This window comes from Arcicella lustrica, from assembly GCF_034930985.1.
GTDB classification, from domain to species: domain Bacteria; phylum Bacteroidota; class Bacteroidia; order Cytophagales; family Spirosomataceae; genus Arcicella; species Arcicella lustrica.
This window is the reverse complement of record NZ_JAYGIM010000004.1, coordinates 172,097-194,165: the sequence shown is the minus strand read 5'-3', so window position 1 is coordinate 194,165 and position 22,069 is coordinate 172,097. Positions and strand designations below refer to the sequence as shown.

Here is a 22,069-nt window from a genome sequence, read left to right as displayed (position 1 = left end):
CTGTCACTCATAATTCACAATTCATAACTCACAATTCCTACAAACAGCCTTCGCCAATGATGGTAATTTCATTACCTTCTATTTGATAAGTAGCATTGATAGAACTACAAATAATATCCATAATCACAGGTAAACGCTGGTTGGTGAAATTGGCGAAAAGTGTGCATTTACGAATATTCATATTGGGTGTACGGATGGTCATGCCATATTCTACTTCCAGTCGGGTTAATACTTTATCAAGTGCTACTTCATCAAAACTGATGCTGATTGGCTCCCAAAGCTGGCGATGTTTACTTTTTTCAAGGGTTAAATCATGCGTTTCTAAAGTATTCTCTTCTTTCTGAATTACTACTTGTTGTTGTGGCGTAATGATTACCTGATTGAAACGCTCGCTATTTTCAGGGTCTTGGTATTTTACTTTTACTTTTCCCGTCACCACCGAAACTTCATATTTTGCATCTTTTGAAGATGCCACCACATTGAAACTTGTCCCCAAAACCACTACATTCAAACCTTTATTTTTTACATAAAAAGGTTGTTCTTTATTGGGTTTTACATCGAAAAAAGCTTCTCCTTCTAAATACACATCTCTGGTTGCCGCATTTTTTACAATCTTGTACAAAATGGTGGTTGAAGGATTCAGCCAAACTTTACTACCATCTGGCAAGGCTAATTCATGTATTGCTTTACTTGTGTTGGTAAACGATTGCCACAACGAACGCTCCTTTTGTGAGATTTCCTTGAACCCCATCGTTTCTTGGAGATTACTTTCTTTTTGTGGCTGCCAAAACCAGCCTAACAATACCAGGAAACTGGCTGCAATACCTGTAATTGCCCAACGAATTACTTTGCGGTTAAACAAAGGAATTACTGATGTTTCTAATGCTTCGCTGTTGAGGCTTGGTTGTAATGTTTCCCAAATTTTTTCTTCGGGTTCTGTATGCTCTTCAGCTCCATCTTGATTGTCGTCGAAGGCATTGTACCAATCCAACAGTTTTTTGATTTCATCAGGAGTATATTTTTGCTTGAGCGAATTGATGATTTCATCATCATCCTTGAATTCACCTTGAATCATGTTAGTTGCTATTTTTTATCAATAAAATACTATTTACTCCTTAACTTATTAGTCGGCTAAGGAAAACAGTTCCACTACTTGAATATGATTATTTTTGAAATTAATTTTCAAAAAGGAAGAAAAAGAGAGGAAAAAGGGCATTTGGGCTGATAAATTCAGCCATACGAGACTTCAATAAGCGTAAAGCTTTGGCGATATGATTTTCAACAGTATTTTCAGAAATGCCTAATTGAATAGCAATTTCTTTTTGAGAAAGCCCCGCTCTACTCAACAAAAATACTTCTCGGCATTTTTCGGGTAATACGATAAGGTTTTCTTGATACAGACGCATGGCATCGGCATAAAGGATGTTTTCTTCGGTAATGTTGGAGCTTTGATTGATGTGTAATTGATAATCCAGAAAATTTTGTTTTACCGTATGGTGATCAAGTGCATCCAAAACTCTGTACTTTACACTACGCAGGAGGTAATTTTGTAAAGAATCAATTTGTATTTTTTGACGGTTCAGCCACAAGTTCAAAAACAAATCATGGATAATATCCTCTGTTTGTTGATTATCGTAAAGTCTGCGTTTAGCTAATGCGTAAAGTTTTTGGAAGTATCTTCTGTAAATTTCCTCAAAAGCAGTCTCGTTGTCTTCTAGCAAAAGACCCAGTAATTCCGTATCGCTTGAAGCTTTGAGTGGTCTGTACATGAGAAAAGTAATAATTAATATTAAAAAAATTATTTTCAAAAGTAGGCGTAAGCAATTACAATATCCAATGTTTTAGCTTAATTTTTTACGCAATCGTTCCCGACAACGTTTTCACAAAGCTATTTTGAGCGTTTTTCAGGATGGATTAACAGGAAGTACCAAGATTATCCAGTTTTTCAAAGCATAGGCAAGGTTCAAAATGAATTTTTAAAAACATAATTTACCTTTAACAAAGCCTTAATAGTGCTTGCTCATCTTTGTAATTAAAACCTTTATTGACTAGTGTGAGCCTTGATTATTTGTAGGAATTTTGAAAACTAAATGATGAAGTAATAGGGATGACCAAATCAAAAAAACGTTTATACGATGGAATTCAAAAAGTACAGTATGAACAAATGATAATTTCTAAAAGAAAAATGAATATAAAATTGTAAATTCTACATTTATTCAACATATTTAGCATCCAAATAATATGAAGAGCGGTGGAAATATTAAACATTGCCTCTTTTATCGTCTCTTTTAAGAATATAACTCATAAAAATTAACCGCCAACCACAATATTCAATGTTTGATAGTCGCTCTGTCAATTTAGAAATTTTAAAACAACGTGCCTATAATTTAAGATGGGCAACAGTACCCCAAGGAGTAATTCCATTGACGGCCGCCGACCCTGATTTTCCGAGTGCTCCTGAAATTGCAGAGTCAATCACACGTTTTGTGAAAGACCGCTACTTGTGTTATGGTCCTCCTGATGGTCTGCCTGATTTTAAAGAAAGTGTTGCTACCTTTTTTCAAAACAAAAGAAATATCCCTGCTAAGCCAGCTTACATTTTTCCTGTAGATAGTGCCGCTTTTGGAATTTATGTTGTTTGTCAGGCTTTTTTATCACCTAATGATGAAGCAATCATTTTTGACCCAGTCGATTTTCTATTCAGATATTCTGTAGAATCGGTGGGAGGAAAGGCAGTTTCTTTTGCGATTCCAGCAGGAACAGAAAAGGTAGATTTTGAAGCATTAGAAAAACTAATTACGCCTAAAACTCGATTGATTTGCTTGTGTAATCCGCTTAACCCAACAGGAAAAGTATTTACCAAAGTAGAATTACTTCAACTAGGTAACATCGCTTGCAAACATAATTTGACGATTTTGTCGGATGAAATCTGGAGTGATATTATTTATGCACCCCATACTTACACCAGTATTGCTTCATTAGATGAAGCCATTCGTGAACGGACCGTTACTGTAACAGGTTATAGTAAATCGTATGGTTTGGCAGGTTTACGCATTGGTTCAGTGATGGCATCCAATCAAGAAACTTTTGATAAATTAATAAAAGTATCATTACATCAATCTACTGTACACGGAGCAAACGTATTAGGACAGATAGCCGCCACTACCGCCCTCAACGAATGTGACTATTGGCTAAAAGCTTTTGTTGAACATTTAAACGAAATGCAAAAACTTTGTGTTACTGAACTCAACAGCATGAAAGGTGTAAGCTGTATTGCTCCTGAAGGTTGCTACGTGGCTTTTGCCAATATTGTAGGAACAGGAAAATCCAGCAAAGAAGTACATGAATTATTGTTGAATGAAGCCAAAGTAGCCGTAGTACCCGGACTAAAAGAATGGTTCGGAGCAGGAGCAGATGGTTACATTCGACTGAGTTTTGCTACTTCAAATGAAATCCTTACACAAGCACTTTCACAAATTAAAACAGTAATCAACGCATTATGAAAGTAGTAATTATTGGCGGAGGCGTCGCAGGCCTAACACTGGGACTATTACTCAAGAAAAATAATATTGAAGTTGTTGTCAACGAGAAATTCAAAGAAATGACTACCCGTGGGCATGCGTTTTTAATGCACATCGACGGTTGGTCTATCTTAAATGAATTAAATGCTAATACAGAAATTCGTCTTCCTGGTGAAGAAATCGGTGCTTTTAGCTTGAATAGACAAGATGGAAAACAAGTAAAAAGGCAAAAGCTAAATCTTTGGCGTTGTATCAAACGAAAAGATTTAGTACAGTTTTTATATGATTTGTTCCCGAAAGAGCAACTTAAAACAGGTAGAACATTCTCAAATTTTATCTATGAAAATGGGAAAGCCATTGCCGCACAATTTACCAATGGTGAAGTAGAATATGGAGATGTATTTGTTGGTGCTGATGGTGGGAATTCTGCCGTGCGTGAAGCTATTTTGGGTGCTGTTACTTATACGCCTATCGAAGTAAAAGAAGTAGTTGGGATTTGTACGAATGAAAAATTAGGTGCTTCGCATCAAAATATATTTACAAAATATCAAAGCTGTACTCGTGGACTAAGTTTCGGAATGATTCCTGTTTCTGAAAAAGACTTCGTTTGGTTTATGCAGTACAGTGTTGCTGAGGCCGATTGCGACCAAGGCTGTTCTCCTGAAGAATTAAAAGCTTTTTGTAATTATCAATTGGCGGATTTCCCACCAGTGGTTACTGAATTGTTACAAACCAATGATTTCAGTACAAGCTATATCTGGAATACTCGTGACTTCGGATTATTACCTAAATTTCATGCAGATAATGTGGTTCTAATTGGTGATGCCGCCCATTTGGCTTTACCTTTTACCAGTGCTGGAACGACTAATGCAATTTTAGATGCTAAAAAATTGACGGAAAAATTATTGTCTTTAGATGATGTTGAAGAAGCTTTTGAGGCATATTACGACGAACGCCAAGAGGATATTAAAAAGCATATTTATTTAGGAAGAGAACTAAAAGAATTGTTTTTGAATCCACTGAGCGTGGATGGCGATAAAATGGTTGTGCCTTTGATTTCAAAAAGAGAAGACAAAGATGCACATACCGAAAAGCTTATTGATATTCAGTATTTTACTGACCCAATTTGCTCTACTTGTTGGGTTGTACAGCCTTTATTGAGAAAGCTGAAATTAGAATATGGTGCTTATATCAAGATTGACTACAGAATGGGAGGTTTATTGCCTTCTTGGGATGAGTACGAGCGTGGCCCTATCACCAAACCCTCTGACGTAGCACCACATTGGGAAGAAGTTTGTATGATTCACGGAATTCCGTTGGATGGTGATATTTGGATTGAAGACCCATTGCCTTCTTCATATCCGCCTTCAATTGCTTTCAAGGCAGCACAAATGCAAGATGCAGATTTGGCTTTGTTGTTTTTGAGAAGAATTAAAGAGATGCTCTTCCTTGAAAAAATCAATATCGTTGATATGGCATACCTTGAAAAAGCGGCTTTTGATGTTGGATTAGACTCTGCTCGTTTTGTGCATGATTATGAAAATAAAGCACAGGAAGCCTTCAGAGAAGATTTGATTTTGGCTCAGAATATGCAAGTAGGCGTATTGCCAACGCTGATTTTTACTAACCTTGAGAACGAACAAATTATCAGTAAGGATTATCAAGAATATGAGTATTTAGAAGAAATTATTCATAAACTGGTGCCAAAAGCCACAAAAAGGACTTTCAATACGGATCCAATTTTCTTATTTACCAATTTCTCGACGATGACCAGCAAAGAATTTTCTTTCTTGAGTAGTAGAGATATGGAAGAAACCAATGATATTTTGGCAGATTTATTCGATAAAGGTTTTATCGATAAGTACGAAAGTAAAAACGGAATTATCTGGAAAAGTAAATTGGCAAATTATTAATATGAGTCATCCGAATCATAAAAAAGCGGTAGAAATTAGTTTTTCGACCGCTTTTTTATGATTGATGGCTAATGAATTCCTACTGTTTGAGCGAAGCGAGTTTAGGAATTCTTGATTTTCTTTTGTTACTTTTCTTTTATCAAGAAAAGAAAAGTAAGGACAAGGCGATAATAAATATAAAACTCCTCAAAACCTTTATTTAATGAGAAAATTCGGGATGACTTTATGTTTATTATACTCCAATTATTACACTCCAAACTGAGTAAGATGATGGTCAAGATGTTTCGCAAACATATTACTCCATTCAGTTTTGCTTAATACGCCAAAAGAATGAGATGCCTTTCCATCAAAATAAGCTTCACCTAATGATAAGGTTTTGTTGATATAATTAACTAAACGTGTCTTTTCTACTTCAAAATCTCTTTCATCAACAATGAGAAACATCGGTGCAGTTTGACTATTTTTTTGATAAGGTTTGTCGCCAACAACCGTATCTTTTACAAAAATCTTTAGCATAAACTTCATCAAGAAATTCGGTTTTGGATGTTTCTCTTCATAAACAAGTTCATAAGAAACATTGCAATGCGCTAACATTTGGGCAACGTTCATCTTTCCCCAAAGTGGTTGTGAACTTGGACTTAGTTGCTCGATGCGTTCTAAAATCTCGGCAGTCTCTTTCTGGTCAAATACATTTTTCATGATAATCATTAATTTAGTTCGGGTTGTTTTTATAAAGATAAGAAAAAGAACCAGTTATGTAGATTGTCCTAAAATTAACATTACCTCAAATGTATTCAATTACAGACTAGGAATTTTTTCAATTACCATCGTTATATCTTGTTTGTCGTAATAAATACAAGACATTTCTTGCATATTAACTTTCCATTTTTCAACACCCGCTTCGGCTGATTGCTTACAGAAAGTGAAGTAATCGGTTTCGCCAGCTTGGTGAATTTTTAAAGCGTATTTCAGCTTTTCCACATTGCCTTCTTCTGATATTCCTAGTAAACCATACTTCGCTTCCGATTCAATTTGAAAATTATCTTTTCCAACATACTTTGTATGACCGTCGCAAACGTAATGTTCATAGCTCGTTAAGCCTAAAACAATAAGGTTTTGGATATACTGTGGAAAATCTGCTCCGCTTTTTACTTTTGAGTGAATCTCTTTAATTTGATTAATTGTAAACATGTCTTTTTGTGTTTAAATGTGATACAAATTTGGGAGATTTACTTGGCTTGAAATTGTAAAAAATCGTTTACTTGTCGTTCTTCTTAATAAATTTTTCGGGTGTTTCGCCTGTGAAATGCTTGAAGTCTTTGATAAAATGGGCTTGGTCGAAATAGTTATTTTCAAAACAAATTTCAGTCAGTGATTTTACTTGATTCAGGCTATCAAGTACGGCATGAAACCTAACGATTGACGCAAATTTTTTAGGAGAAGTACCAACTACTTGTCGGAATCGTTTCTCAAATGGACTTTGGCTGATGCAAAGCAAATTTGCCAACTCTTTGATTTTAACATTTCCTTTATGATGATAAATGTATTGAATAGCTTTGATGACGAGCTGGTCATCTTTCTTTTCGATGATATGAGCAAGTAAAAACTGTTCTACAATATAAATTCTGTGTTCGTCGCTTTGGGAAAAGCTAAGGGCTTCTTCCACTTTTTCTAAATCATATTGATTCATAAAATGTTCTAGCGAAACACTTTCCGCAAATAATTCATTGATAGGTGTTTTGAGGAAATAAGACGCTCCGATTTCATTAAAAAATACCAATACAGAACCAATATTAGGATTACTCTTAAAAACTCTGAACCCATCTTGTAAACCCGTGATGCCCGTACTTGCTAATTTGTTTTCTCCTTCTTGAGAAAGATACGCCAAACTACCTTTATACTGAAAGCCCATTACAAGCCCAGTAGAAGGAAAAACCTTATAAGTTTGTTCTTCGGAAACTTCCGAAATGACCAAATGTTTGATATAAGGTTTTAGCAAAGCAGATGGAAGAATCTTTTCAAATTTCATTTATCAAATTGATATTAAACAGGCGAAAGCAATTTTTCGAAATTCCGCTGTTTGAGCGCAGCGAGTTTCGGAATTTCTTGATTTTCTTTTGTTACTTTTCTTGTATCAAGACAAGAAAAGTAAGCTATGGCTAATAGTATTTTACTATTATGACCAAACTAAATTAACAACTTTATAAACATAATCTAAGACTGTTAAGCCTTTATCTTTTCCTAAACCATTAGATTTTACAAGTCTTAATCTTTATAAGCTAAAAACTAAGACTAAAACCTACAATACATGAAGAGAAATTCCACTATGATGCTTAATTTACGAATTGAAATTTACTTGAATATATAATTTCCTTTGCTTCAGAAATGCTAAAAGATATAAAAATGATGCGTTTAAGTGTACTTTGTGCCTTATTGTTGATAAGTCTGCAAGGCTTTTCACAAAAAGACACAACCATTACCATTAAAATTTTAGGTGGCTTACAATTTGATTTGCCTCGTTTGGCGGTTCAACCCAATACTCGTCTGACGATTATTCTGGATAATCACGACGATATGGCGCATAACATGGTGGTCACTAAACCCAATTTCCGACTAAAAGTAGTAGAAGAAGCCATGAAATTGGGCGATAAAGGTGCTAGTATGGACTATGTTCCCAACTCTCCTTTGATTATTGCCAATACCAAAATCATTGAACCGGGCAGAATTGATACCATTACTTTTACTTTAGAAAAAGAAGGAATTTACCCTTATGTCTGTACTTATCCCGGACATGGTTTTGTTATGTACGGAGCAATTTATGCCACTAACAAAGCTTTGCCTCCTTTAGAAAAAGACATTAACGTACCAGAAACACAACGACAAAAAACAGCAGTTGTTGTTAGTCACGAAGGACATCATGCAGCGCCTTCACCGCATCCATTTCCATTAAAATACCCATTATTGTATCGCACTTTTATGCCTGACTGTGGACCAGCAGCCATTGTCGTAGCTTTTAACGAAACAGAATCTTATTGTTTTGATGCAGGCAAATGTTATTTAAGATATGCTTGGTCGGGTGGATTTGTGGATAACTCAGAACAATGGAAAGGAAACGGAAGTAAATTAACCAAAATAGTTGGAGAAGTTTATTGGCGAGATAAAACCGATTTTCCATTCAGAATAACTAATGTGAAAACCATTCCTACAGTTGATTTTAAAGGTTACCAACTCAACAAAAGATTGCCGACTTTCAAATATTTATTGGATAAAGTAGAAGTAACCGAAACCATTCGTTTGAGTGCTGATGGAAAAGCTTTGATTAGAGATTTTACCTTTAAGAACAATAAACAAAAGCTTTATTTTTTAGTCAATACCGACGATGGCATCGTGTACCAAAGCAAATTAGGTAAATTCAATAAAGGCGTACTCAGCATTCCAGCTAATGTTCAACGTCTTAGTATTTCCATGAAAAGATGAAAAATCACAATATGCTTCACAACAAAAGAACTTTTACCATACAGTTTAGCTGTTTGTTTGCTTTACTACTTTTTACTTCAAGCCTGAAAGCACAAAATATTACGCCAAAAGATTCTGCGGCAAATTATTATGAAGTAGAAAACATTACTTTACCCGACGGTTTAGTTGCCGAAACGGGTGCAATTGGCTTTATGCCAGATGGGCGTTTTGTAGCCTGTTTTCATCGTGGCGAAGTAATGATGTATAACCAAAAAACCAAACAATGGAAAATGTTTGCCGAAGGTTTGCACGAACCTTTGGGCATGATGGTGATTAATAATCATGAAATTTTAATCATGCAACGTCCTGAACTTACTCGTGTAAAAGATACTGATGGCGATGGCGTAGCCGATGTTTATCAAACAGTAACAGACGATTTCGGAATGTCGGGCAATTACCATGAATTTGCTTTCGGCCCTATTGCCGATAAACAAGGAAACCTTTTTATCGCTTTGAATTTAGCTTCAAACGGTGCAGGAATCAGGAATGAAATTCGTGGAAAATATGATTCACTTTCTCGTCCGGGACGAATGTACTCTTGCGTGCCTTATCGTGGTTGGATTATGAAATTAGGCAAAGATGGTATTTTAAAACCTTTTGCTGTTGGTTTTCGCTCGCCAAATGGTTTGGGTTTTGATGCACAAGGAAGATTATTCGTTTCCGATAATCAGGGCGACTGGTTAGGTACAAGTAAATTATTTCATGTAGAAGAAGGTAAGTTTTACGGACATCCTGCTGGTTTAATTTGGAAAGAAGATTTTCCAAGAGTCGTACCGATTAATTTACCTGTTGCCCGCTTAGACAGTATGCGAACTAAAGAATCCATTCAATTTCCGCACGGATATTTTGCCAATTCGCCAACTCAGCCCATTTTGGAAAATACAGGAGGGAAATTTGGAATGTTTGGCGGACAAATGTTGATTGGCGACATGGATCATAAATACGTAATTCGACTATTGATGGAGGAAGTAAGCGGAGCAATGCAAGGGGCTTGTATTCCTTTGAATTTTGGTTCAAAAATGCGAATTGGAAATAATCGTTTGGCTTTTGCTCCCGACGGAAGTTTGTGGGTTGGACAAAACGACCACGGTTGGGTTGGAGCAAGAGGTATTCAACGCATTACTTGGAAAGGCAAAAAGCATTTAGATATTATGGCGATGAAACTTACCAAAACAGGTTTTGACTTAACTTTCTCTATGCCACTCGACCCAGCTAAAGCACAAGATTTACTCAATTATAAATTCCGTCGTTTTTATTATGAATATCATCAAGCCTATGGTTCAAAGCAATTTGATGTAAAAGATGTTCCAGTACAATCCATCAAACTTTCTGCCGATGGCAAAACAGTTTCATTGACCTTAGCAGAATTAAAAGCAGGTTATGTGTATGAACTAAAAACAGGCGATATAGAAAGTACAGATGGTAAATACCTTTTCAATAATTTGATTTGCTATACTTTGAATCAGTTGAGGTAGGTTATTGGGGAGGAGATGGTAAAGGTTATTCATTTAACATAGTTCTTATTTCATTTTGTAAAATAGGTAAATGCTTAATCACAATTCCCCAAATTACATCATCAGAAACAGAGTCATAGCCGTGAATAATTCTATTTCGAGTATCAACTATTTTTCTGGCATTTGTGATGAGTATTGTCTCATCACGTTTTAAAATTCGATTGAGAGCTTCACCAATAATTTCGATATTTCTTTCAACAGCTCTTTTTGTTCTCAAATCATTTTGATATACAGAAAATATTTTTGGAACATCATCAAAGAAGCTTTCAATTTCCATAATGGCATTTAAAATATCATAAAGCCATACTTTAATGTCATTGTCCATAAACAAGTTGTCTTTGTTGATTTACAGATTGTTTGAAATATGGATTTTTGATAGCTTTTTCTTCCAGTAGGTCGATGGGTCTTTTAAGCATTTCTTGTAAAGAAAATTTGAAGTCAAAATAGTTATCGGCATAATCTTCCACTGCAATATTTGAGAAGTCCACAATTAAATCAATATCACTTTCATTATTAAAGCTATCAGTCAGAACCGAACCAAAAGCATACAGGCTTTTAACTTTGTGATTTTCACAAAGTTTAATTATCTCTGATATGTATGATTCAAGGTTTTTCATTTGTCAGAATATTATCACTCAAATGTAAATGATTTTCTTGATTCTTGTTGTATTTACTGGTACAAGTGAAGATTTGATTTGTGTTTGCATACTTTAATGAAAGTAAAAGAAGCCAAAAGGCAAGCGTAATAAATCCGAAGGATTTAAAGGTTTATAGAAAATCCCCAAAAACGACAGCCATTGTTCGACCCCGAAGGGGTCATACTTCTCATCGTCTTATTTTTCCTATCAACATTTAATCCATTCTGGATTAGTGTATGCCTTTGTTGGTGTTTTCACGGGGTCGCCAAGACCAACAAAACGTGTGACAGCAAAGGAGGTTGTCAGTGGAGACACTGACAACGGCAAGCAGCTAATACATTTTTGTTAACTTACAATGGCTTTCTACTGGTTTCCCTACTCCCCAAAAGTAAAAAAAGAGCATCTCGCTCACAAATAACTCAATAGTTCAGAGGCAACCATTTACAATAAGTAAAGGTTAGTGTCAGAATGAGTATAGTGCTTCATTATTTTCTGTTGAATGATGAACTAAAAACCTTCATGCGCCACTATTTTTTGTTGAACGTTGATGTAAAAATGATGAAGCATCACCATTTTCTGTTGAAGGTTGATGTAAAAATGATGAAGCATCACCATTTTCTGTTGAAGGTTGATGTAAAAATGATGAAGCATCACCATTTTCTATTGAACGTTGATGTAAAAATGATGAAGCATCACCATTTTTTGTTAAACGTTGATATAAAAATGATGATACGCCACCATTTTTTGTTGAACGTTGATGTAAAAATGATGATGCACTACCATTTTTTGTTGAACGATGATGTAAAAACGATGATGCACCACCATTTTCTGTTGAATGATGATGTATAAATGATGAAGCATCACCATTTTTTGTTAATCATGAATTACTAAAAGGTAAGCTTCAATAGCAGGAGCTTATTTTCTTGATTAGGGAAAGAATACCATCCTTCTAAACTAAGCCCAATTTTTTCTAAAAGCATTTTTGAACTTGCATTTTCAGGCATCGTAATGCCATAGACGATGGGCAATTTTAGTGTATCTTTTGCGTAAGTAATCGTGGCACTAGCAATTTCAAAAGCATAGCCCTTTCCTACATATTCAGGTAAAAAAGCGAAGCCAATATCAGGGAAATCAAGATTGTCTCTCTTAATCAATCCACACATACCAATCGGAGTCAAATCGTCTTTGGTCGCTACCAAACTTAAACCGTAGCCATTTTCAGCATAACTTTTCATGGGGCCGTTTAATAAGTAGGCTTTTGCATCTTCTTCGGTATGCACGTTTTTGTCGCCAATAAAGGCTAACCAACCTTCGCTGTTTAATAATTGAATGATAAATTGAGTATCGTCAAGATTGTATTCACGCAAGATGAGTCTTTCGGTTGTTAGTATTTTATTCATGTTGATGAGTCGTAAGGATTTCTGTTTTTTTATCAACGGAGGAATGGAATCAAATAAGCTAACATATTAGGTTATTCTGAGCAAACCCTATTAATTAGCAAATGTATAAAATTATTCAAATGGATAATTTCTTGAGGATAATAATCCCAATTTTACAAAACAAGATTAATCTTACAATATGCTCAATATTCCAATCATCAGTTTTGTTATACTTTTAGGTTTATTACAAGCCATTGTATTGAGTGGTATTTTGTTCTTTTCAAAGCGGAATAATCCTATCAAACAATACTTTTTAGCTTGGCTTATCCTCATTTTTGCCTACAATAGTTTTGAGATTTTGATGTTCACACTAGGGAAATCGAGTAGCTTTTTCTTTATTGATAACTACATTCCCTTTGTGCATATTTATTGTTTAGGTACACTGCTGTTTCTTTATATTGCAGCCAATACAATTGGTGTTGAAGCACTCAGTCGCCCTAAATGGTTCTACTTTTCTCCTGCATTACTTTGTTTGGTGGTTAACTTAAGCTTTGTTTTATTAATTCATTTTACTGCTTCAGATGAACCTAAACGTTCACAGTTATTCACAATTTATAGAAGTGTCATTGATGTAGAACGCCATTTAATGATAGTTGTTTTTGCTTGGTTTTTATTCCAATCATACAAAACTCTACAGCTTTGGTATGGTGATATTTCGTTGATGGATGACGTGAAGGAAGAGAAAGCAATTATCTACAGATGGCTAACTTTATTGCTTTATGTTTTTTTAGGAACGCTAATTGTTTGGGCTTTTACTATTTATGGAAGTGTTTTGTTGCATCAAGAAAGCAATACGTTATTTTATCTGCCTCTTGAATGTTGGTTGTCGTTTGTGATGTACTGGATAGCTTTTATGGGCTTTCATAGAATCAGCATTATAAGAATTGACAAACAAAAAAATAACCAATCCATCCTTGATTTATTGGGAGAAAAACAAGTAAATGAAGCCATCGAACAATTGAAAAAAGTAATGGAAGAAGAACAATATTACTTGAATCCTGAGTTAAACCTTGCCAAAGTATCAGAACTCACAGGATTAAATCCTAAAATTATTTCTGCCATTTGTAATCAAATACTCCATAAAGGCTTTGGCGAATTTATCAATGAATATAGAATAGAAGAAGCCAAGCAGAGATTATCAAACCCACTGAATAATCATTTAACCATTCTGAGTATCGCTTACGATGCTGGTTTTAATTCATTGCCTACTTTTCAACGTTCATTCAAACAAGTAACTGGAATGACGCCAACTGCCTTTCAAAAAAAATCTCAGGAATGATAGTCAAATCGTGATTTGAGTAGAATTAGGTGTTCAAAAGCCTGTTTTTTGCCCTAAATTCTAATTTTTAATACTCATTTCACTTATGCAACTCAAATCATTTTTTCAGAAGTTTGCTGCCTGTTTTATCTTAGGCATTACTTTATCGGCTGACGTTTTACTGGTTGGCAGAGACAAACGTCCTATTTGGATTAGTCCCGCAATGGTATTTGGTTTAGCAGGACTATGTTTTTTTGCTTCAATCATTTACGCCATTGTTTGGTATTTTAAGACCAAAAGTAAAGAGGAAGATTTACCTCAAAAGTCGCAATTTATATTAGATTTCATTCGCTATGCTTTAGCTTTTAATGTAGCGAGTTTTGGATGGAAAAAAATCTTTGGGCAACAATTTGTAGTTCCTCAGCATATTGCAGATATACCGATGAGCCAACAGTCGGGTGAGTGGCTTACTTGGTTTTATTTTGGACATTCCTATCCTTTTGCTTGTATTGTAGCAAGTATGCAAATTGTTGGTTCTCTGCTGTTCCTATTTCGTAAAACACAGATATTGGGTTTATTTGTGCTGTTGCCCGTTATGCTCAATATTTTATTAATCAATGTTTTTTATGAGATGAATGGCGGAGCATTGATGCAGTCTGTTGTGCTGGTGATGGCTGTTTTATACTTTTTGCTATTGGAATGGAATAAGTTACTGCTTTTCTTTTTTCAGAAAAATGAGGATGACGCAAGCCTAAGTGTGAGTAATAATCCTATCAAAAATATAGTAAGATTTTCGGTTATTGTTCTTGCCTTACTCTTTGTTTATCGCCTTGAAAATGACCCAAAACAAAATGAGATTTTGATAGGTTCTTATGATGTAAAATCGCTTAAAGTCAATAACAAAGCAATTAATGTCGATTCATGTATCAAGGATTCTACTCTTACTAAAATCTATTTTGATATTGGAGATGTTTGTGTATTAGAATTTAATCGAAGTAATCGCCGTAAAATAGGGCATTACGATTTTGATATTGCTCAAAAGCAAATCAAAGTAATGTTTGAACAAAGTCCTGAAAAAATAGAAGTACTGACTGCAAAACTGATTCAATTAGAAGACCCTCAACAAATGCTGATGTTGGCTAAGATGGGAAGTGACTCACTTCAAATAACATTGCAAAAACTGAAATAAGTGTAATCGTATCCTGAATAAAAGAAATAGTGTTTAAGAGAGAAATCTTTAGACACTATTTCCTTTTTTAAAGCCATAAGGACAATGCTTACAGCCATTTTTACAACAATAGCCTCTTTTTAAATGATAGGCTTCTGTAAAAACCATAAAGCCATTTTCATTTAAGTAAAAGTCTTCTGCTGTTAATCCTTGTCGATTATTATCGTTTTGTTCGTTTGTTTTCTTCATACTACTAAATCAACCCTCAATTTTGTAAAATGTTCAATACTTTGTAAATTTGAACTATGCGTATTCAAAAAAAGAATAGCGTCTCTTCAAACATGAATGATTTTTATCCTAAATACCAACGTTCAGCGATAGGCTTCAACAAGCATATCAGTAACCGTGTGTTTACGACAAGCTCATTGTATGGTCACTTCTGTAAAATTCATCGTATTCTTTCTGTATTTGTACTAATTCTGTACGTGATTGGTTTGTCTGGATTGAATGATTGAAAAATCGTTATCAGTTTTTAAAGGGTAATTTGTAGTGGCAACTCTTGCAGTTGCCGTTTCATGCGAGGCAACCGCAAGGGTTGCCACTACAGCAAATTATTGGTTAAACTAGGCTAGTAATACTAATTCTGAATAGAGATTTTAAAATCACTCATTCACAATTCACTCAATCACAATTCCAAAAATGACAGCACAAATATCAAGCGCATCGGCTTCAGAAAAAGCCATGCAATTAGAAAACCGTTTCGGAGCACACAATTATCATCCAATGCCAGTAGTTCTTCAAAAAGGCGAAGGCGTATTTGTGTGGGATGTAGAAGATAAAAGATATTTCGATTTCCTTTCAGCTTACAGTGCCGTAAATCAAGGACATTGTCACCCGAAAATTGTTCAAGCATTAGTTGAACAAGCACACAAACTTACACTTACTTCTCGTGCTTTTTACAGTGACCAGCTAGGTATTTGTGAAAAATTCCTTTGTGAATACTTCGGTTACGACAAAGTATTGATGATGAACTCAGGTGTAGAAGGAGGGGAGACCGCCCTGAAACTTACTCGTAAATGGGCTTATAAAGTAAAAGGTATTCCACAAAATCAAGCCAAAACGGTTTATGCAGCAGGCAATTTTTGGGGAAGAACCTTGGCAGCGATTTCTTCGTCAACCGACCCATCAAGCTATGCTGATTATGGCCCACTTATGCCGGGTTATGAAATAATTCCTTATAATGACTTAGACGCTTTAGCTGAGATTTTGAAAGACCCCAATGTAGCGGGTTTTATGGTTGAGCCGATTCAAGGTGAAGCAGGAGTAGTAGTGCCAGACGAAGGTTATTTGAAAAAAGCCTACGAAATGTGTCGTGCAAAAAATGTATTATTCATTGCAGATGAAGTACAAACAGGCATTGCTCGTACAGGAAAACGTTTAGCTTGCGATTATGAAGATTTTCAACCAGATATTTTAATTTTAGGGAAAGCACTCTCTGGCGGTACTTATCCCGTTTCAGCAGTTTTTTGTAGAGATGAAATCATGCTTACCATCAAACCAGGCGAACACGGTTCTACTTATGGAGGAAACCCATTAGCTTGTGCCGTTGCGATGGCAGCATTATCAGTCGTGAAAGATGAAAACCTAGCCGACAATGCCATGAAAATGGGAGAATTGTTCCGTGAGAGAATGACAAAGTTAATTGCCCAGCGTTCAGATTTAATTAGATTGGTCAGAGGAAAAGGTTTATTAAATGCCATAGAAATCAATACCGATGAAGAAAGTGAGACCGCATGGAACTTATGCGTCGCTTTTAAAGAAAACGGATTATTAGCCAAACCAACGCACGGAAACAAAATTCGTTTTGCTCCACCTTTGGTTATCACAGAAGCACAAATGAATGAAGCCTGTGATATTATTGAAAAAGTAGTGTTGAATTGGGAGTAATAAAAAATAGGCTCGCCGAATTTCGGTGAGCCTATTTTTATCGAGTAATTTCTCTTCTTAATCTACTTAATGACTGCGGTGTAATGCCTAAATAATTTGCTAAGTAAATTTGTGGCGTTCGCCTGATGAGTTCAGGTTTTGTTTTTGATAATATTTCATAACGCTCCTTGGCTGTTTCAGAAATAAAAGAACGAACCCTCATTTCCTGTAAAACAGTGTAATTTTCATAAATTATTCTACCTAAACGTTCCCACTTTGGAGATTGAGAATATAAGAGATGCAAATTTACTTTCGTAATCACGCACAAATCACAATCTTCAATCGCTTGAATGTATTCAGAACTTGGTAATCCTAAAGAGTAAGAAGTAGTGTTTGAAAAAATTTGATTTTCAATGGTAAGATCGAAGGTAATGTCAACTTTTTCTTTGATAAAATAAGAACGTATCATGCCTTTATTGATAAAAGCAACATCAGCATTATACTCTCCTTCTTTAACCCAAAACTCTCCTTTTTTTAATATGATGTCTGTAAAATAGGGCTGAGCTAAGTCAATATCTTCATCAGAAAAATCAACGTACTTTCGCACGAAGGCTATTAAATTATCTCTCATGTTGATGCGGTTGTGTATTTTTGTTTTGGATAAGAATCAAACAACAAATTTTTAATAAATGTAGTTGTTTAATATTAATTGAAACAAATTCAGATGAGTAATAGGCATCTGGAATACCTTTGTTTTATTCAATCATTTGTTTTGACATAAATACTTTCATAAAGTCACATCATAAATCATAATAAAATGTTGCAGTATGTAATTAACGCTTTTGACGGAAGAGATGAAGAAGCGCAAAATCGTAGAATGACAGCCGCCCACACCATTTGGAATGTGTCAGAAAATTGAAAGAGAACGGAAATTTTTTGTTAGGTGGAGCAATCTTGAATGAATCAGGACAAATGATAGGTTCAACCATGATTGTTCAATTTGAAACAGAAACGGCATTTCAAGATTGGTTCAATAAGGACCCTTACAATACAATGGGCGTTTGGCAACAAACAGAAGTACATCCTTTCAGAGTAGCCAATGTGTAAATGGAAAGGTAGGAAGTTTCCTATCCTTTCTTAAATAATTGTGCAATTTTAGAAAGTGGCTTCATCCATAAAGTGTACCAATGAGGCTTTAAATTATTAATTCTCCAAGCTCTTCTATCTTCCATGTTAGCTCTGTAGCGATGTTTTAAAGAGGCAGTACTTGTACCTCCATTTCTCATCGTCATAAGCGTAAGGGGTAAATACTGAACCGTCAAATGCTTTTTGTAAAGCATTCTTAGCATAAATTCATAGTCACCAGAACAAGTAAAATCAGTTACGAAATATCCATATTTTTCAAATGCAGCTTTTTTTATATAGAAACAAGGATGTGGAGGCATCCAGCCATTCAGCCAGTTTTCTCTTGAATACTCACCTGCTCTCCAATAGCGAACGATTGTATAGATGTCGTCTGGATTAATAAACTGGATGTCACCATATATCGCATCTGTCTGGTATTGAAGAAATGTTTTTGCTACATTACTGATAACTTGATTATTAGGATAAAAATCATCTCCACCAATTGTTCCAATTACTTCTCCTGTAGCCATTTTTACGCCTTTATTCATGGCATCGTAAATACCTTTGTCGGGTTCTGAAATAAATCTTATTTTATCTCCAAACGACTTTAAAATTTCTACCGTACCATCTTTTGAGGCACCATCAACCACGATGTACTCAAGAGCTGGATAATCTTGTGCTAAAACACTTTCAATGGTTTGGCGAATAGTGGCAGCGCTATTGAAGGAAACAGTAATGATAGAAATTTTCATAAAGGGCTATTTTGCTAAGATTACAAAGATAGGGATAATTTTATTCGTCAAAAAAATCAACGAAATGTTCAGTCTTTTCTCAGGATAAATCAGCTACAAGAAATGAGGAGAAAAATTCAAAAAGGGAACATACAACAAAGTCATATTTTGATTGTAAAAAAAATGTAAAATAATTTAAATATTTTTTCTTTAACTCATTGTAATTCAAAAAGAATCCTCTAATTTTGCAGTCCAATTAAGAGAGAGCGTTTTCTTTGTTTTTATATGGGTTGGCAGAACTCAATAAAAAAATACAGAAATAGGCAAAACGCTAAACCTCCTAATTCAAATTACCGCAAGTTTACTTGCAACAGTGTCAGAACTGATATTTTAATGCAAAACTGAATGCCCAGTCTGTATTTTAAATATTAAGCTACACAAGAAACGTTTCGTTTTTCAACGCAATACGGTCTTTTCCGTCTCTTCGTCTGCATACGTGCACATCTTGTAGCTTTACTTCAATTCTGTCGCAAATTTTTATTCGTGAATTAATTAGTATAGATTTTGTTATACCAAATTAAATCCCGACCTTTGCAGTCCGTTTTACGTTCCCAGTTGGGGTTTTGTCGTAACTCGTTCATTTACAATCAATTATTTAACGTTTTATTCTAATAAAATGTCTGGAATTATCGGAAAGAAAATCGGTATGACCAGCCTCTACAACGCTGACGGTTCTGCTGTCGCTTGTACGCTGATTGAAGCCGGTCCTTGTGTAGTAACGCAAGTAAAAACAGTAGAAAAAGAAGGTTATAGCGCTATTCAATTAGGCTATGGCGAGAAAAAAGAGAAGCACACAACGCAACCTCTTTTAGGTCACTTCAAAAAAGCAGGAACTACTCCAAAGAAAAAACTCGTTGAGTTTAGATCTTTCGAAAATGAGCTTTCACTTGGTGAAGTTATCTCAGCAGAATTGTTCGTAGAAGGTGACTTCGTAGATGCAATTGGTACTTCAAAAGGTAAAGGTTTCCAAGGGGTTGTTAAACGCCACGGTTTTGCAGGGGTTGGAGGTCAAACTCACGGTCAGCACAACAGAGGTCGTCACCCAGGTTCAATTGGAGCTTGTTCATTCCCATCTCGTGTATTCAAAGGTATTCGCATGGCAGGTCGTACAGGTGGTAATCGTGTAAAAGTTCAAAACTTACAAGTATTGAAAGTTTATGCAGAGAAAAACCTAATCGTAGTGTCGGGTTCAATCCCAGGAGCGAAAAACTCTTACGTTATTCTTGAAAAATAGATTTGAAAATTTGAAAGATATAAATCAACTCTTTATAGTGATTTGAAATATCAGTAGTTATCAATTTTCAAATTTTCAATTTTCAAATTTTCAAATTAGACAAATGGAATTATCAGTTTTAAACATACAAGGCAAAGAAACAGGCAAAAAGGTAACTCTTTCTGACGAAATCTTTGGCATCGAACCAAACGAACACGTAGTTTGGTTAGACGTGAAGCAATTCTTGGCAAACCAACGTCAAGGAACTCACAGAGCGAAACCAAGAGCAGAAGTTTCTCGCTCTACTCGCAAGATTAAAAAACAAAAAGGTACAGGTGGTGCTCGTGCTGGTTCAGCAAAATCTCCATTGATGAAAGGTGGTGGACGTATTTTTGGTCCAGTTCCAAGAGATTACTCTTTCAAAGTAAACAAGAAAGTGAAATCATTGGCTCGCCAATCAGCTTATGCAGCTAAAGTACAGTCAGGTTCAGTAACAGTATTAGAAGGATTCTCTTTCGATGCTCCAAAAACTAAATCTTACTTAGCATTGTTGAACGCATTGTCTTTAAACGATACTAAGACATTGTTAATCTTGCCAGAAGAAGATCAAAATGTTTATTTGTCAGGTCGTAATCTTCCAAAAACGAAAATTGCTTCAACAGGACAAGTTAACACTTATGACTTAGTTAACGCAACAAAATTGCTTATCGTAGAAGGAGCAATTTCAAAAATCGAATCATCTTTTAGTAATTAGTTATTGGTTAATTGCGAATAGCAATAACGGATAATAAATAACGAAAATAAGAAAATGAGCATTATCAAAAGACCAATTCTTACTGAGAAATCTCAGGACTTACAGAAAGGCGGTCAGTACGTTTTCGAAGTAGCAAACAAGACTAACAAAATCGAGATTGCTAAAGAAATCAAGAAAATGTACGGTGTTGAAGTTACGGCTGTAAACACACTTCGCCAATTTGGTAAGAAGAAATCAAGAAGTACTAGAACTAAAGTTACTTCTGGTATTACTTCGACATTCAAAAAAGCAATCGTTACTATCGCTAAAGGTGAAGTAATCGATTTCTATGACGGAATTTAAATTATAATTTGAATTAAGCTAATTTGAAAATTTGGAATTCGATTTCATCTTCAAGTTATCAAATCTTCAAATTACTTAACTATGGGAGTTCATCCCGATAAATTGAACAAAGCACAGAAATGGCAGCTACTAGAAAATTAAAACCAACAAGCCCGGGCTCACGCCACAGGATTGCTGCGACTTTCGAGGAAATAACAGCCTCAAAGCCGTACAAGCCTTTGTTAGCCCCAGTAAAAAGAACAGGTGGTCGTAATGCAGATGGACACCGTGCCATGCGTTATATCGGTGGGGGTCACAAACGTCGTTATCGTTTAGTTGATTTCTTCCGTAACAAATTCGATGTTGAAGCAACAGTTTTAACAGTTGAATACGATCCAAACCGTACAGCTCGTATCGCTCTTATCGAATATGTCGATGGCGAAAAAGCATACATCATCGCTCCAGCAGGAATCGTTGTTGGACAGAAAGTAATCTCAAGTGCTACAGCAGCACCAGAAGTAGGTAACACTATTCCATTAGCAAATATCCCAACAGGTACAATTGTTCACGCAATTGAACTTCGTCCAGGTGGTGGTGCTGAAATGGCTCGTTCTGCAGGTACTTATGCACAATTGTTAGCTCGTGATAGCAAATATGCTACGTTAAAATTGCCTTCAGGTGAGATGCGTATGGTATTGTCAAGATGTTTAGCAACAGTAGGTTCGGTATCTAACAGTGATCACATGAATACCGTAATGGGTAAAGCAGGTCGTCATCGTTGGTTAGGTCGCCGTCCAAGAGTTCGTGGTGTAGTGATGAACCCAGTCGATCACCCAATGGGTGGTGGTGAGGGTCGCTCATCAGGAGGTCACCCTCGTTCACGTAAAGGTTTATTAGCGAAAGGTAAGAAAACTCGTACGCCGAAGAAACAATCAAATCGTCTAATCATCAGTAGAAAGAAAAAATAGGTAG

General features: G+C 35.5%; 24 protein-coding genes and 1 pseudogene. 14 read left to right on the top strand and 11 right to left on the bottom strand.

Going from position 1 to position 22,069, the window contains the following annotated elements; translation table 11 throughout:
• Positions 1 to 37: 37 nt before the first annotated feature.
• Entirely contained in the window at positions 38 to 1,075 is a 1,038-nt protein-coding gene (locus tag VB798_RS06370) for a FecR family protein (protein WP_323257116.1), read from the bottom strand.
• 100 nt (positions 1,076 to 1,175) lie between these two features.
• The gene (locus VB798_RS06365; protein WP_323257114.1) at positions 1,176 to 1,769 is read right to left on the bottom strand and encodes an RNA polymerase sigma-70 factor; all 594 of its coding nucleotides are present in this window, start codon (positions 1,767 to 1,769) and stop codon (positions 1,176 to 1,178) included.
• 564 nt (positions 1,770 to 2,333) lie between these two features.
• Here VB798_RS06365 and VB798_RS06360 point away from each other — a divergent pair.
• Together VB798_RS06360 and VB798_RS06355 are read left to right on the top strand one after the other, a co-directional pair.
• Positions 2,334 to 3,503 carry a pyridoxal phosphate-dependent aminotransferase gene (locus VB798_RS06360; protein ID WP_323257112.1) on the top strand — a complete coding sequence of 390 codons (1,170 nt, stop codon included), beginning with the start codon at positions 2,334 to 2,336 and terminating at the stop codon, positions 3,501 to 3,503.
• A complete protein-coding gene (locus tag VB798_RS06355) occupies positions 3,500 to 5,434 on the top strand; it encodes a DsbA family protein (RefSeq protein ID WP_323257110.1) in 1,935 nt (644 codons plus the stop codon). Before VB798_RS06360 ends, VB798_RS06355 begins: the two co-directional genes overlap by 4 nt.
• 246 nt (positions 5,435 to 5,680) lie before the next feature.
• On the opposite strand, the gene VB798_RS06350 is transcribed toward VB798_RS06355, so the two are convergent.
• From VB798_RS06350 to VB798_RS06340, 3 genes are all read right to left on the bottom strand, one after another.
• Positions 5,681 to 6,133, bottom strand: a complete 453-nt coding sequence (locus VB798_RS06350) for a DUF1569 domain-containing protein (protein ID WP_323257108.1) — start codon at positions 6,131 to 6,133, stop codon at positions 5,681 to 5,683.
• A 99-nt stretch (positions 6,134 to 6,232) separates the two neighbouring features.
• On the bottom strand, positions 6,233 to 6,625 hold the full coding sequence (locus tag VB798_RS06345; RefSeq protein ID WP_323257106.1) for a DUF1398 domain-containing protein: 393 nt from the start codon (positions 6,623 to 6,625) through the stop codon (positions 6,233 to 6,235).
• 67 nt (positions 6,626 to 6,692) lie between these two features.
• On the bottom strand, positions 6,693 to 7,463 hold the full coding sequence (locus VB798_RS06340; protein ID WP_323257104.1) for a helix-turn-helix domain-containing protein: 771 nt from the start codon (positions 7,461 to 7,463) through the stop codon (positions 6,693 to 6,695).
• 356 nt (positions 7,464 to 7,819) lie between these two features.
• Here VB798_RS06340 and VB798_RS06335 point away from each other — a divergent pair, with 356 nt between their 5' ends.
• Complete coding sequence (locus VB798_RS06335; protein WP_323257102.1) at positions 7,820 to 8,911, top strand: plastocyanin/azurin family copper-binding protein; 1,092 nt, start codon at positions 7,820 to 7,822, stop codon at positions 8,909 to 8,911.
• Complete coding sequence (locus VB798_RS06330; RefSeq protein ID WP_323257100.1) at positions 8,908 to 10,425, top strand: DUF7133 domain-containing protein; 1,518 nt, start codon at positions 8,908 to 8,910, stop codon at positions 10,423 to 10,425. The genes VB798_RS06335 and VB798_RS06330 overlap by 4 nt, the downstream gene beginning before the upstream one ends.
• A gap of 25 nt (positions 10,426 to 10,450) precedes the next feature.
• Here VB798_RS06330 and VB798_RS06325 read toward each other — a convergent pair whose 3' ends face one another.
• Positions 10,451 to 10,789 (bottom strand): HepT-like ribonuclease domain-containing protein, encoded by a 339-nt coding sequence (locus VB798_RS06325; RefSeq protein WP_323257098.1) that lies wholly within the window; start codon positions 10,787 to 10,789, stop codon positions 10,451 to 10,453.
• Positions 10,779 to 11,081, bottom strand: coding sequence for a nucleotidyltransferase family protein (locus tag VB798_RS06320; RefSeq protein WP_323257096.1), 303 nt, complete (start codon positions 11,079 to 11,081; stop codon positions 10,779 to 10,781). The genes VB798_RS06325 and VB798_RS06320 overlap by 11 nt, the downstream gene beginning before the upstream one ends.
• A 540-nt stretch (positions 11,082 to 11,621) precedes the next feature.
• Between VB798_RS06320 and VB798_RS06315 the strand changes: the two genes are divergently transcribed.
• Positions 11,622 to 11,951 (top strand): hypothetical protein, encoded by a 330-nt coding sequence (locus VB798_RS06315; protein WP_323257094.1) that lies wholly within the window; start codon positions 11,622 to 11,624, stop codon positions 11,949 to 11,951.
• 38 nt (positions 11,952 to 11,989) lie between these two features.
• Here VB798_RS06315 and VB798_RS06310 read toward each other — a convergent pair whose 3' ends face one another.
• Entirely contained in the window at positions 11,990 to 12,502 is a 513-nt protein-coding gene (locus VB798_RS06310) for a GNAT family N-acetyltransferase (RefSeq protein ID WP_323257092.1), read from the bottom strand.
• A 178-nt stretch (positions 12,503 to 12,680) separates the two neighbouring features.
• Between VB798_RS06310 and VB798_RS06305 the strand changes: the two genes are divergently transcribed.
• Together VB798_RS06305 and VB798_RS06300 are read left to right on the top strand one after the other, a co-directional pair.
• Positions 12,681 to 13,820, top strand: a complete 1,140-nt coding sequence (locus VB798_RS06305) for a helix-turn-helix domain-containing protein (protein ID WP_323257090.1) — start codon at positions 12,681 to 12,683, stop codon at positions 13,818 to 13,820.
• Between the two features lie 85 nt (positions 13,821 to 13,905).
• The gene (locus tag VB798_RS06300; RefSeq protein ID WP_323257088.1) at positions 13,906 to 14,988 is read left to right on the top strand and encodes a hypothetical protein; all 1,083 of its coding nucleotides are present in this window, start codon (positions 13,906 to 13,908) and stop codon (positions 14,986 to 14,988) included.
• 48 nt (positions 14,989 to 15,036) lie between these two features.
• On the opposite strand, the gene VB798_RS06295 is transcribed toward VB798_RS06300, so the two are convergent.
• Positions 15,037 to 15,216, bottom strand: coding sequence for a DUF5522 domain-containing protein (locus VB798_RS06295; RefSeq protein WP_323257086.1), 180 nt, complete (start codon positions 15,214 to 15,216; stop codon positions 15,037 to 15,039).
• A 92-nt stretch (positions 15,217 to 15,308) separates the two neighbouring features.
• Here VB798_RS06295 and VB798_RS06290 point away from each other — a divergent pair, with 92 nt between their 5' ends.
• Both VB798_RS06290 and rocD read left to right on the top strand, forming a co-directional pair.
• Positions 15,309 to 15,482, top strand: coding sequence for a hypothetical protein (locus VB798_RS06290; RefSeq protein WP_323257084.1), 174 nt, complete (start codon positions 15,309 to 15,311; stop codon positions 15,480 to 15,482).
• A 184-nt stretch (positions 15,483 to 15,666) separates the two neighbouring features.
• Positions 15,667 to 16,914 (top strand): ornithine--oxo-acid transaminase, encoded by a 1,248-nt coding sequence (gene rocD / locus VB798_RS06285; RefSeq protein ID WP_323257083.1) that lies wholly within the window; start codon positions 15,667 to 15,669, stop codon positions 16,912 to 16,914.
• Positions 16,915 to 16,951: 37 nt separating this feature from the next.
• Here rocD and VB798_RS06280 read toward each other — a convergent pair whose 3' ends face one another.
• On the bottom strand, positions 16,952 to 17,524 hold the full coding sequence (locus VB798_RS06280; RefSeq protein ID WP_323257080.1) for a Crp/Fnr family transcriptional regulator: 573 nt from the start codon (positions 17,522 to 17,524) through the stop codon (positions 16,952 to 16,954).
• 260 nt (positions 17,525 to 17,784) lie between these two features.
• Here VB798_RS06280 and VB798_RS06275 point away from each other — a divergent pair.
• Positions 17,785 to 18,000 (top strand): annotated as a pseudogene (locus VB798_RS06275) (YciI family protein); the annotation flags it as partial.
• Positions 18,001 to 18,020: 20 nt separating this feature from the next.
• On the opposite strand, the gene VB798_RS06270 reads toward VB798_RS06275, so the two are convergent.
• A complete protein-coding gene (locus VB798_RS06270) occupies positions 18,021 to 18,770 on the bottom strand; it encodes a glycosyltransferase family 2 protein (RefSeq protein ID WP_323257076.1) in 750 nt (249 codons plus the stop codon).
• A gap of 655 nt (positions 18,771 to 19,425) precedes the next feature.
• On the opposite strand from VB798_RS06270, the gene rplC reads away from it, so the two are divergent.
• The 4 genes from rplC (at position 19,426) to rplB (ending at position 22,065) form a co-directional block, all read left to right on the top strand.
• A complete protein-coding gene (gene rplC / locus VB798_RS06265; RefSeq protein ID WP_323257074.1) occupies positions 19,426 to 20,043 on the top strand; it encodes a 50S ribosomal protein L3 in 618 nt (205 codons plus the stop codon).
• Positions 20,044 to 20,146: 103 nt separating this feature from the next.
• On the top strand, positions 20,147 to 20,776 hold the full coding sequence (rplD, locus tag VB798_RS06260) for a 50S ribosomal protein L4 (RefSeq protein ID WP_323257071.1): 630 nt from the start codon (positions 20,147 to 20,149) through the stop codon (positions 20,774 to 20,776).
• Between the two features lie 54 nt (positions 20,777 to 20,830).
• Positions 20,831 to 21,118, top strand: a complete 288-nt coding sequence (rplW, locus tag VB798_RS06255) for a 50S ribosomal protein L23 (RefSeq protein ID WP_323257068.1) — start codon at positions 20,831 to 20,833, stop codon at positions 21,116 to 21,118.
• Between the two features lie 119 nt (positions 21,119 to 21,237).
• Positions 21,238 to 22,065: a 50S ribosomal protein L2 gene (rplB, locus tag VB798_RS06250; protein ID WP_323257066.1), complete on the top strand. Its 828-nt coding sequence runs from the start codon at positions 21,238 to 21,240 to the stop codon at positions 22,063 to 22,065.
• Positions 22,066 to 22,069 lie beyond the last annotated feature (4 nt).

Bases quoted from the DNA above. Each gene is read 5' to 3' on its own strand.
- VB798_RS06370 (WP_323257116.1), bottom strand. From the start codon at position 1,075: ATGATTCAAGGTGAATTCAAGGATGATGATGAAATCATCAATTCGCTC.
- VB798_RS06365 (WP_323257114.1), bottom strand. From the start codon at position 1,769: ATGTACAGACCACTCAAAGCTTCAAGCGATACGGAATTACTGGGTCTT.
- VB798_RS06360 (WP_323257112.1), top strand. From the start codon at position 2,334: ATGTTTGATAGTCGCTCTGTCAATTTAGAAATTTTAAAACAACGTGCC.
- VB798_RS06355 (WP_323257110.1), top strand. From the start codon at position 3,500: ATGAAAGTAGTAATTATTGGCGGAGGCGTCGCAGGCCTAACACTGGGA.
- VB798_RS06350 (WP_323257108.1), bottom strand. From the start codon at position 6,133: ATGAAAAATGTATTTGACCAGAAAGAGACTGCCGAGATTTTAGAACGC.
- VB798_RS06345 (WP_323257106.1), bottom strand. From the start codon at position 6,625: ATGTTTACAATTAATCAAATTAAAGAGATTCACTCAAAAGTAAAAAGC.
- VB798_RS06340 (WP_323257104.1), bottom strand. From the start codon at position 7,463: ATGAAATTTGAAAAGATTCTTCCATCTGCTTTGCTAAAACCTTATATC.
- VB798_RS06335 (WP_323257102.1), top strand. From the start codon at position 7,820: ATGCTAAAAGATATAAAAATGATGCGTTTAAGTGTACTTTGTGCCTTA.
- VB798_RS06330 (WP_323257100.1), top strand. From the start codon at position 8,908: ATGAAAAATCACAATATGCTTCACAACAAAAGAACTTTTACCATACAG.
- VB798_RS06325 (WP_323257098.1), bottom strand. From the start codon at position 10,789: ATGGACAATGACATTAAAGTATGGCTTTATGATATTTTAAATGCCATT.
- VB798_RS06320 (WP_323257096.1), bottom strand. From the start codon at position 11,081: ATGAAAAACCTTGAATCATACATATCAGAGATAATTAAACTTTGTGAA.
- VB798_RS06315 (WP_323257094.1), top strand. From the start codon at position 11,622: ATGCGCCACTATTTTTTGTTGAACGTTGATGTAAAAATGATGAAGCAT.
- VB798_RS06310 (WP_323257092.1), bottom strand. From the start codon at position 12,502: ATGAATAAAATACTAACAACCGAAAGACTCATCTTGCGTGAATACAAT.
- VB798_RS06305 (WP_323257090.1), top strand. From the start codon at position 12,681: ATGCTCAATATTCCAATCATCAGTTTTGTTATACTTTTAGGTTTATTA.
- VB798_RS06300 (WP_323257088.1), top strand. From the start codon at position 13,906: ATGCAACTCAAATCATTTTTTCAGAAGTTTGCTGCCTGTTTTATCTTA.
- VB798_RS06295 (WP_323257086.1), bottom strand. From the start codon at position 15,216: ATGAAGAAAACAAACGAACAAAACGATAATAATCGACAAGGATTAACA.
- VB798_RS06290 (WP_323257084.1), top strand. From the start codon at position 15,309: ATGAATGATTTTTATCCTAAATACCAACGTTCAGCGATAGGCTTCAAC.
- rocD (WP_323257083.1), top strand. From the start codon at position 15,667: ATGACAGCACAAATATCAAGCGCATCGGCTTCAGAAAAAGCCATGCAA.
- VB798_RS06280 (WP_323257080.1), bottom strand. From the start codon at position 17,524: ATGAGAGATAATTTAATAGCCTTCGTGCGAAAGTACGTTGATTTTTCT.
- VB798_RS06270 (WP_323257076.1), bottom strand. From the start codon at position 18,770: ATGAAAATTTCTATCATTACTGTTTCCTTCAATAGCGCTGCCACTATT.
- rplC (WP_323257074.1), top strand. From the start codon at position 19,426: ATGTCTGGAATTATCGGAAAGAAAATCGGTATGACCAGCCTCTACAAC.
- rplD (WP_323257071.1), top strand. From the start codon at position 20,147: ATGGAATTATCAGTTTTAAACATACAAGGCAAAGAAACAGGCAAAAAG.
- rplW (WP_323257068.1), top strand. From the start codon at position 20,831: ATGAGCATTATCAAAAGACCAATTCTTACTGAGAAATCTCAGGACTTA.
- rplB (WP_323257066.1), top strand. From the start codon at position 21,238: ATGGCAGCTACTAGAAAATTAAAACCAACAAGCCCGGGCTCACGCCAC.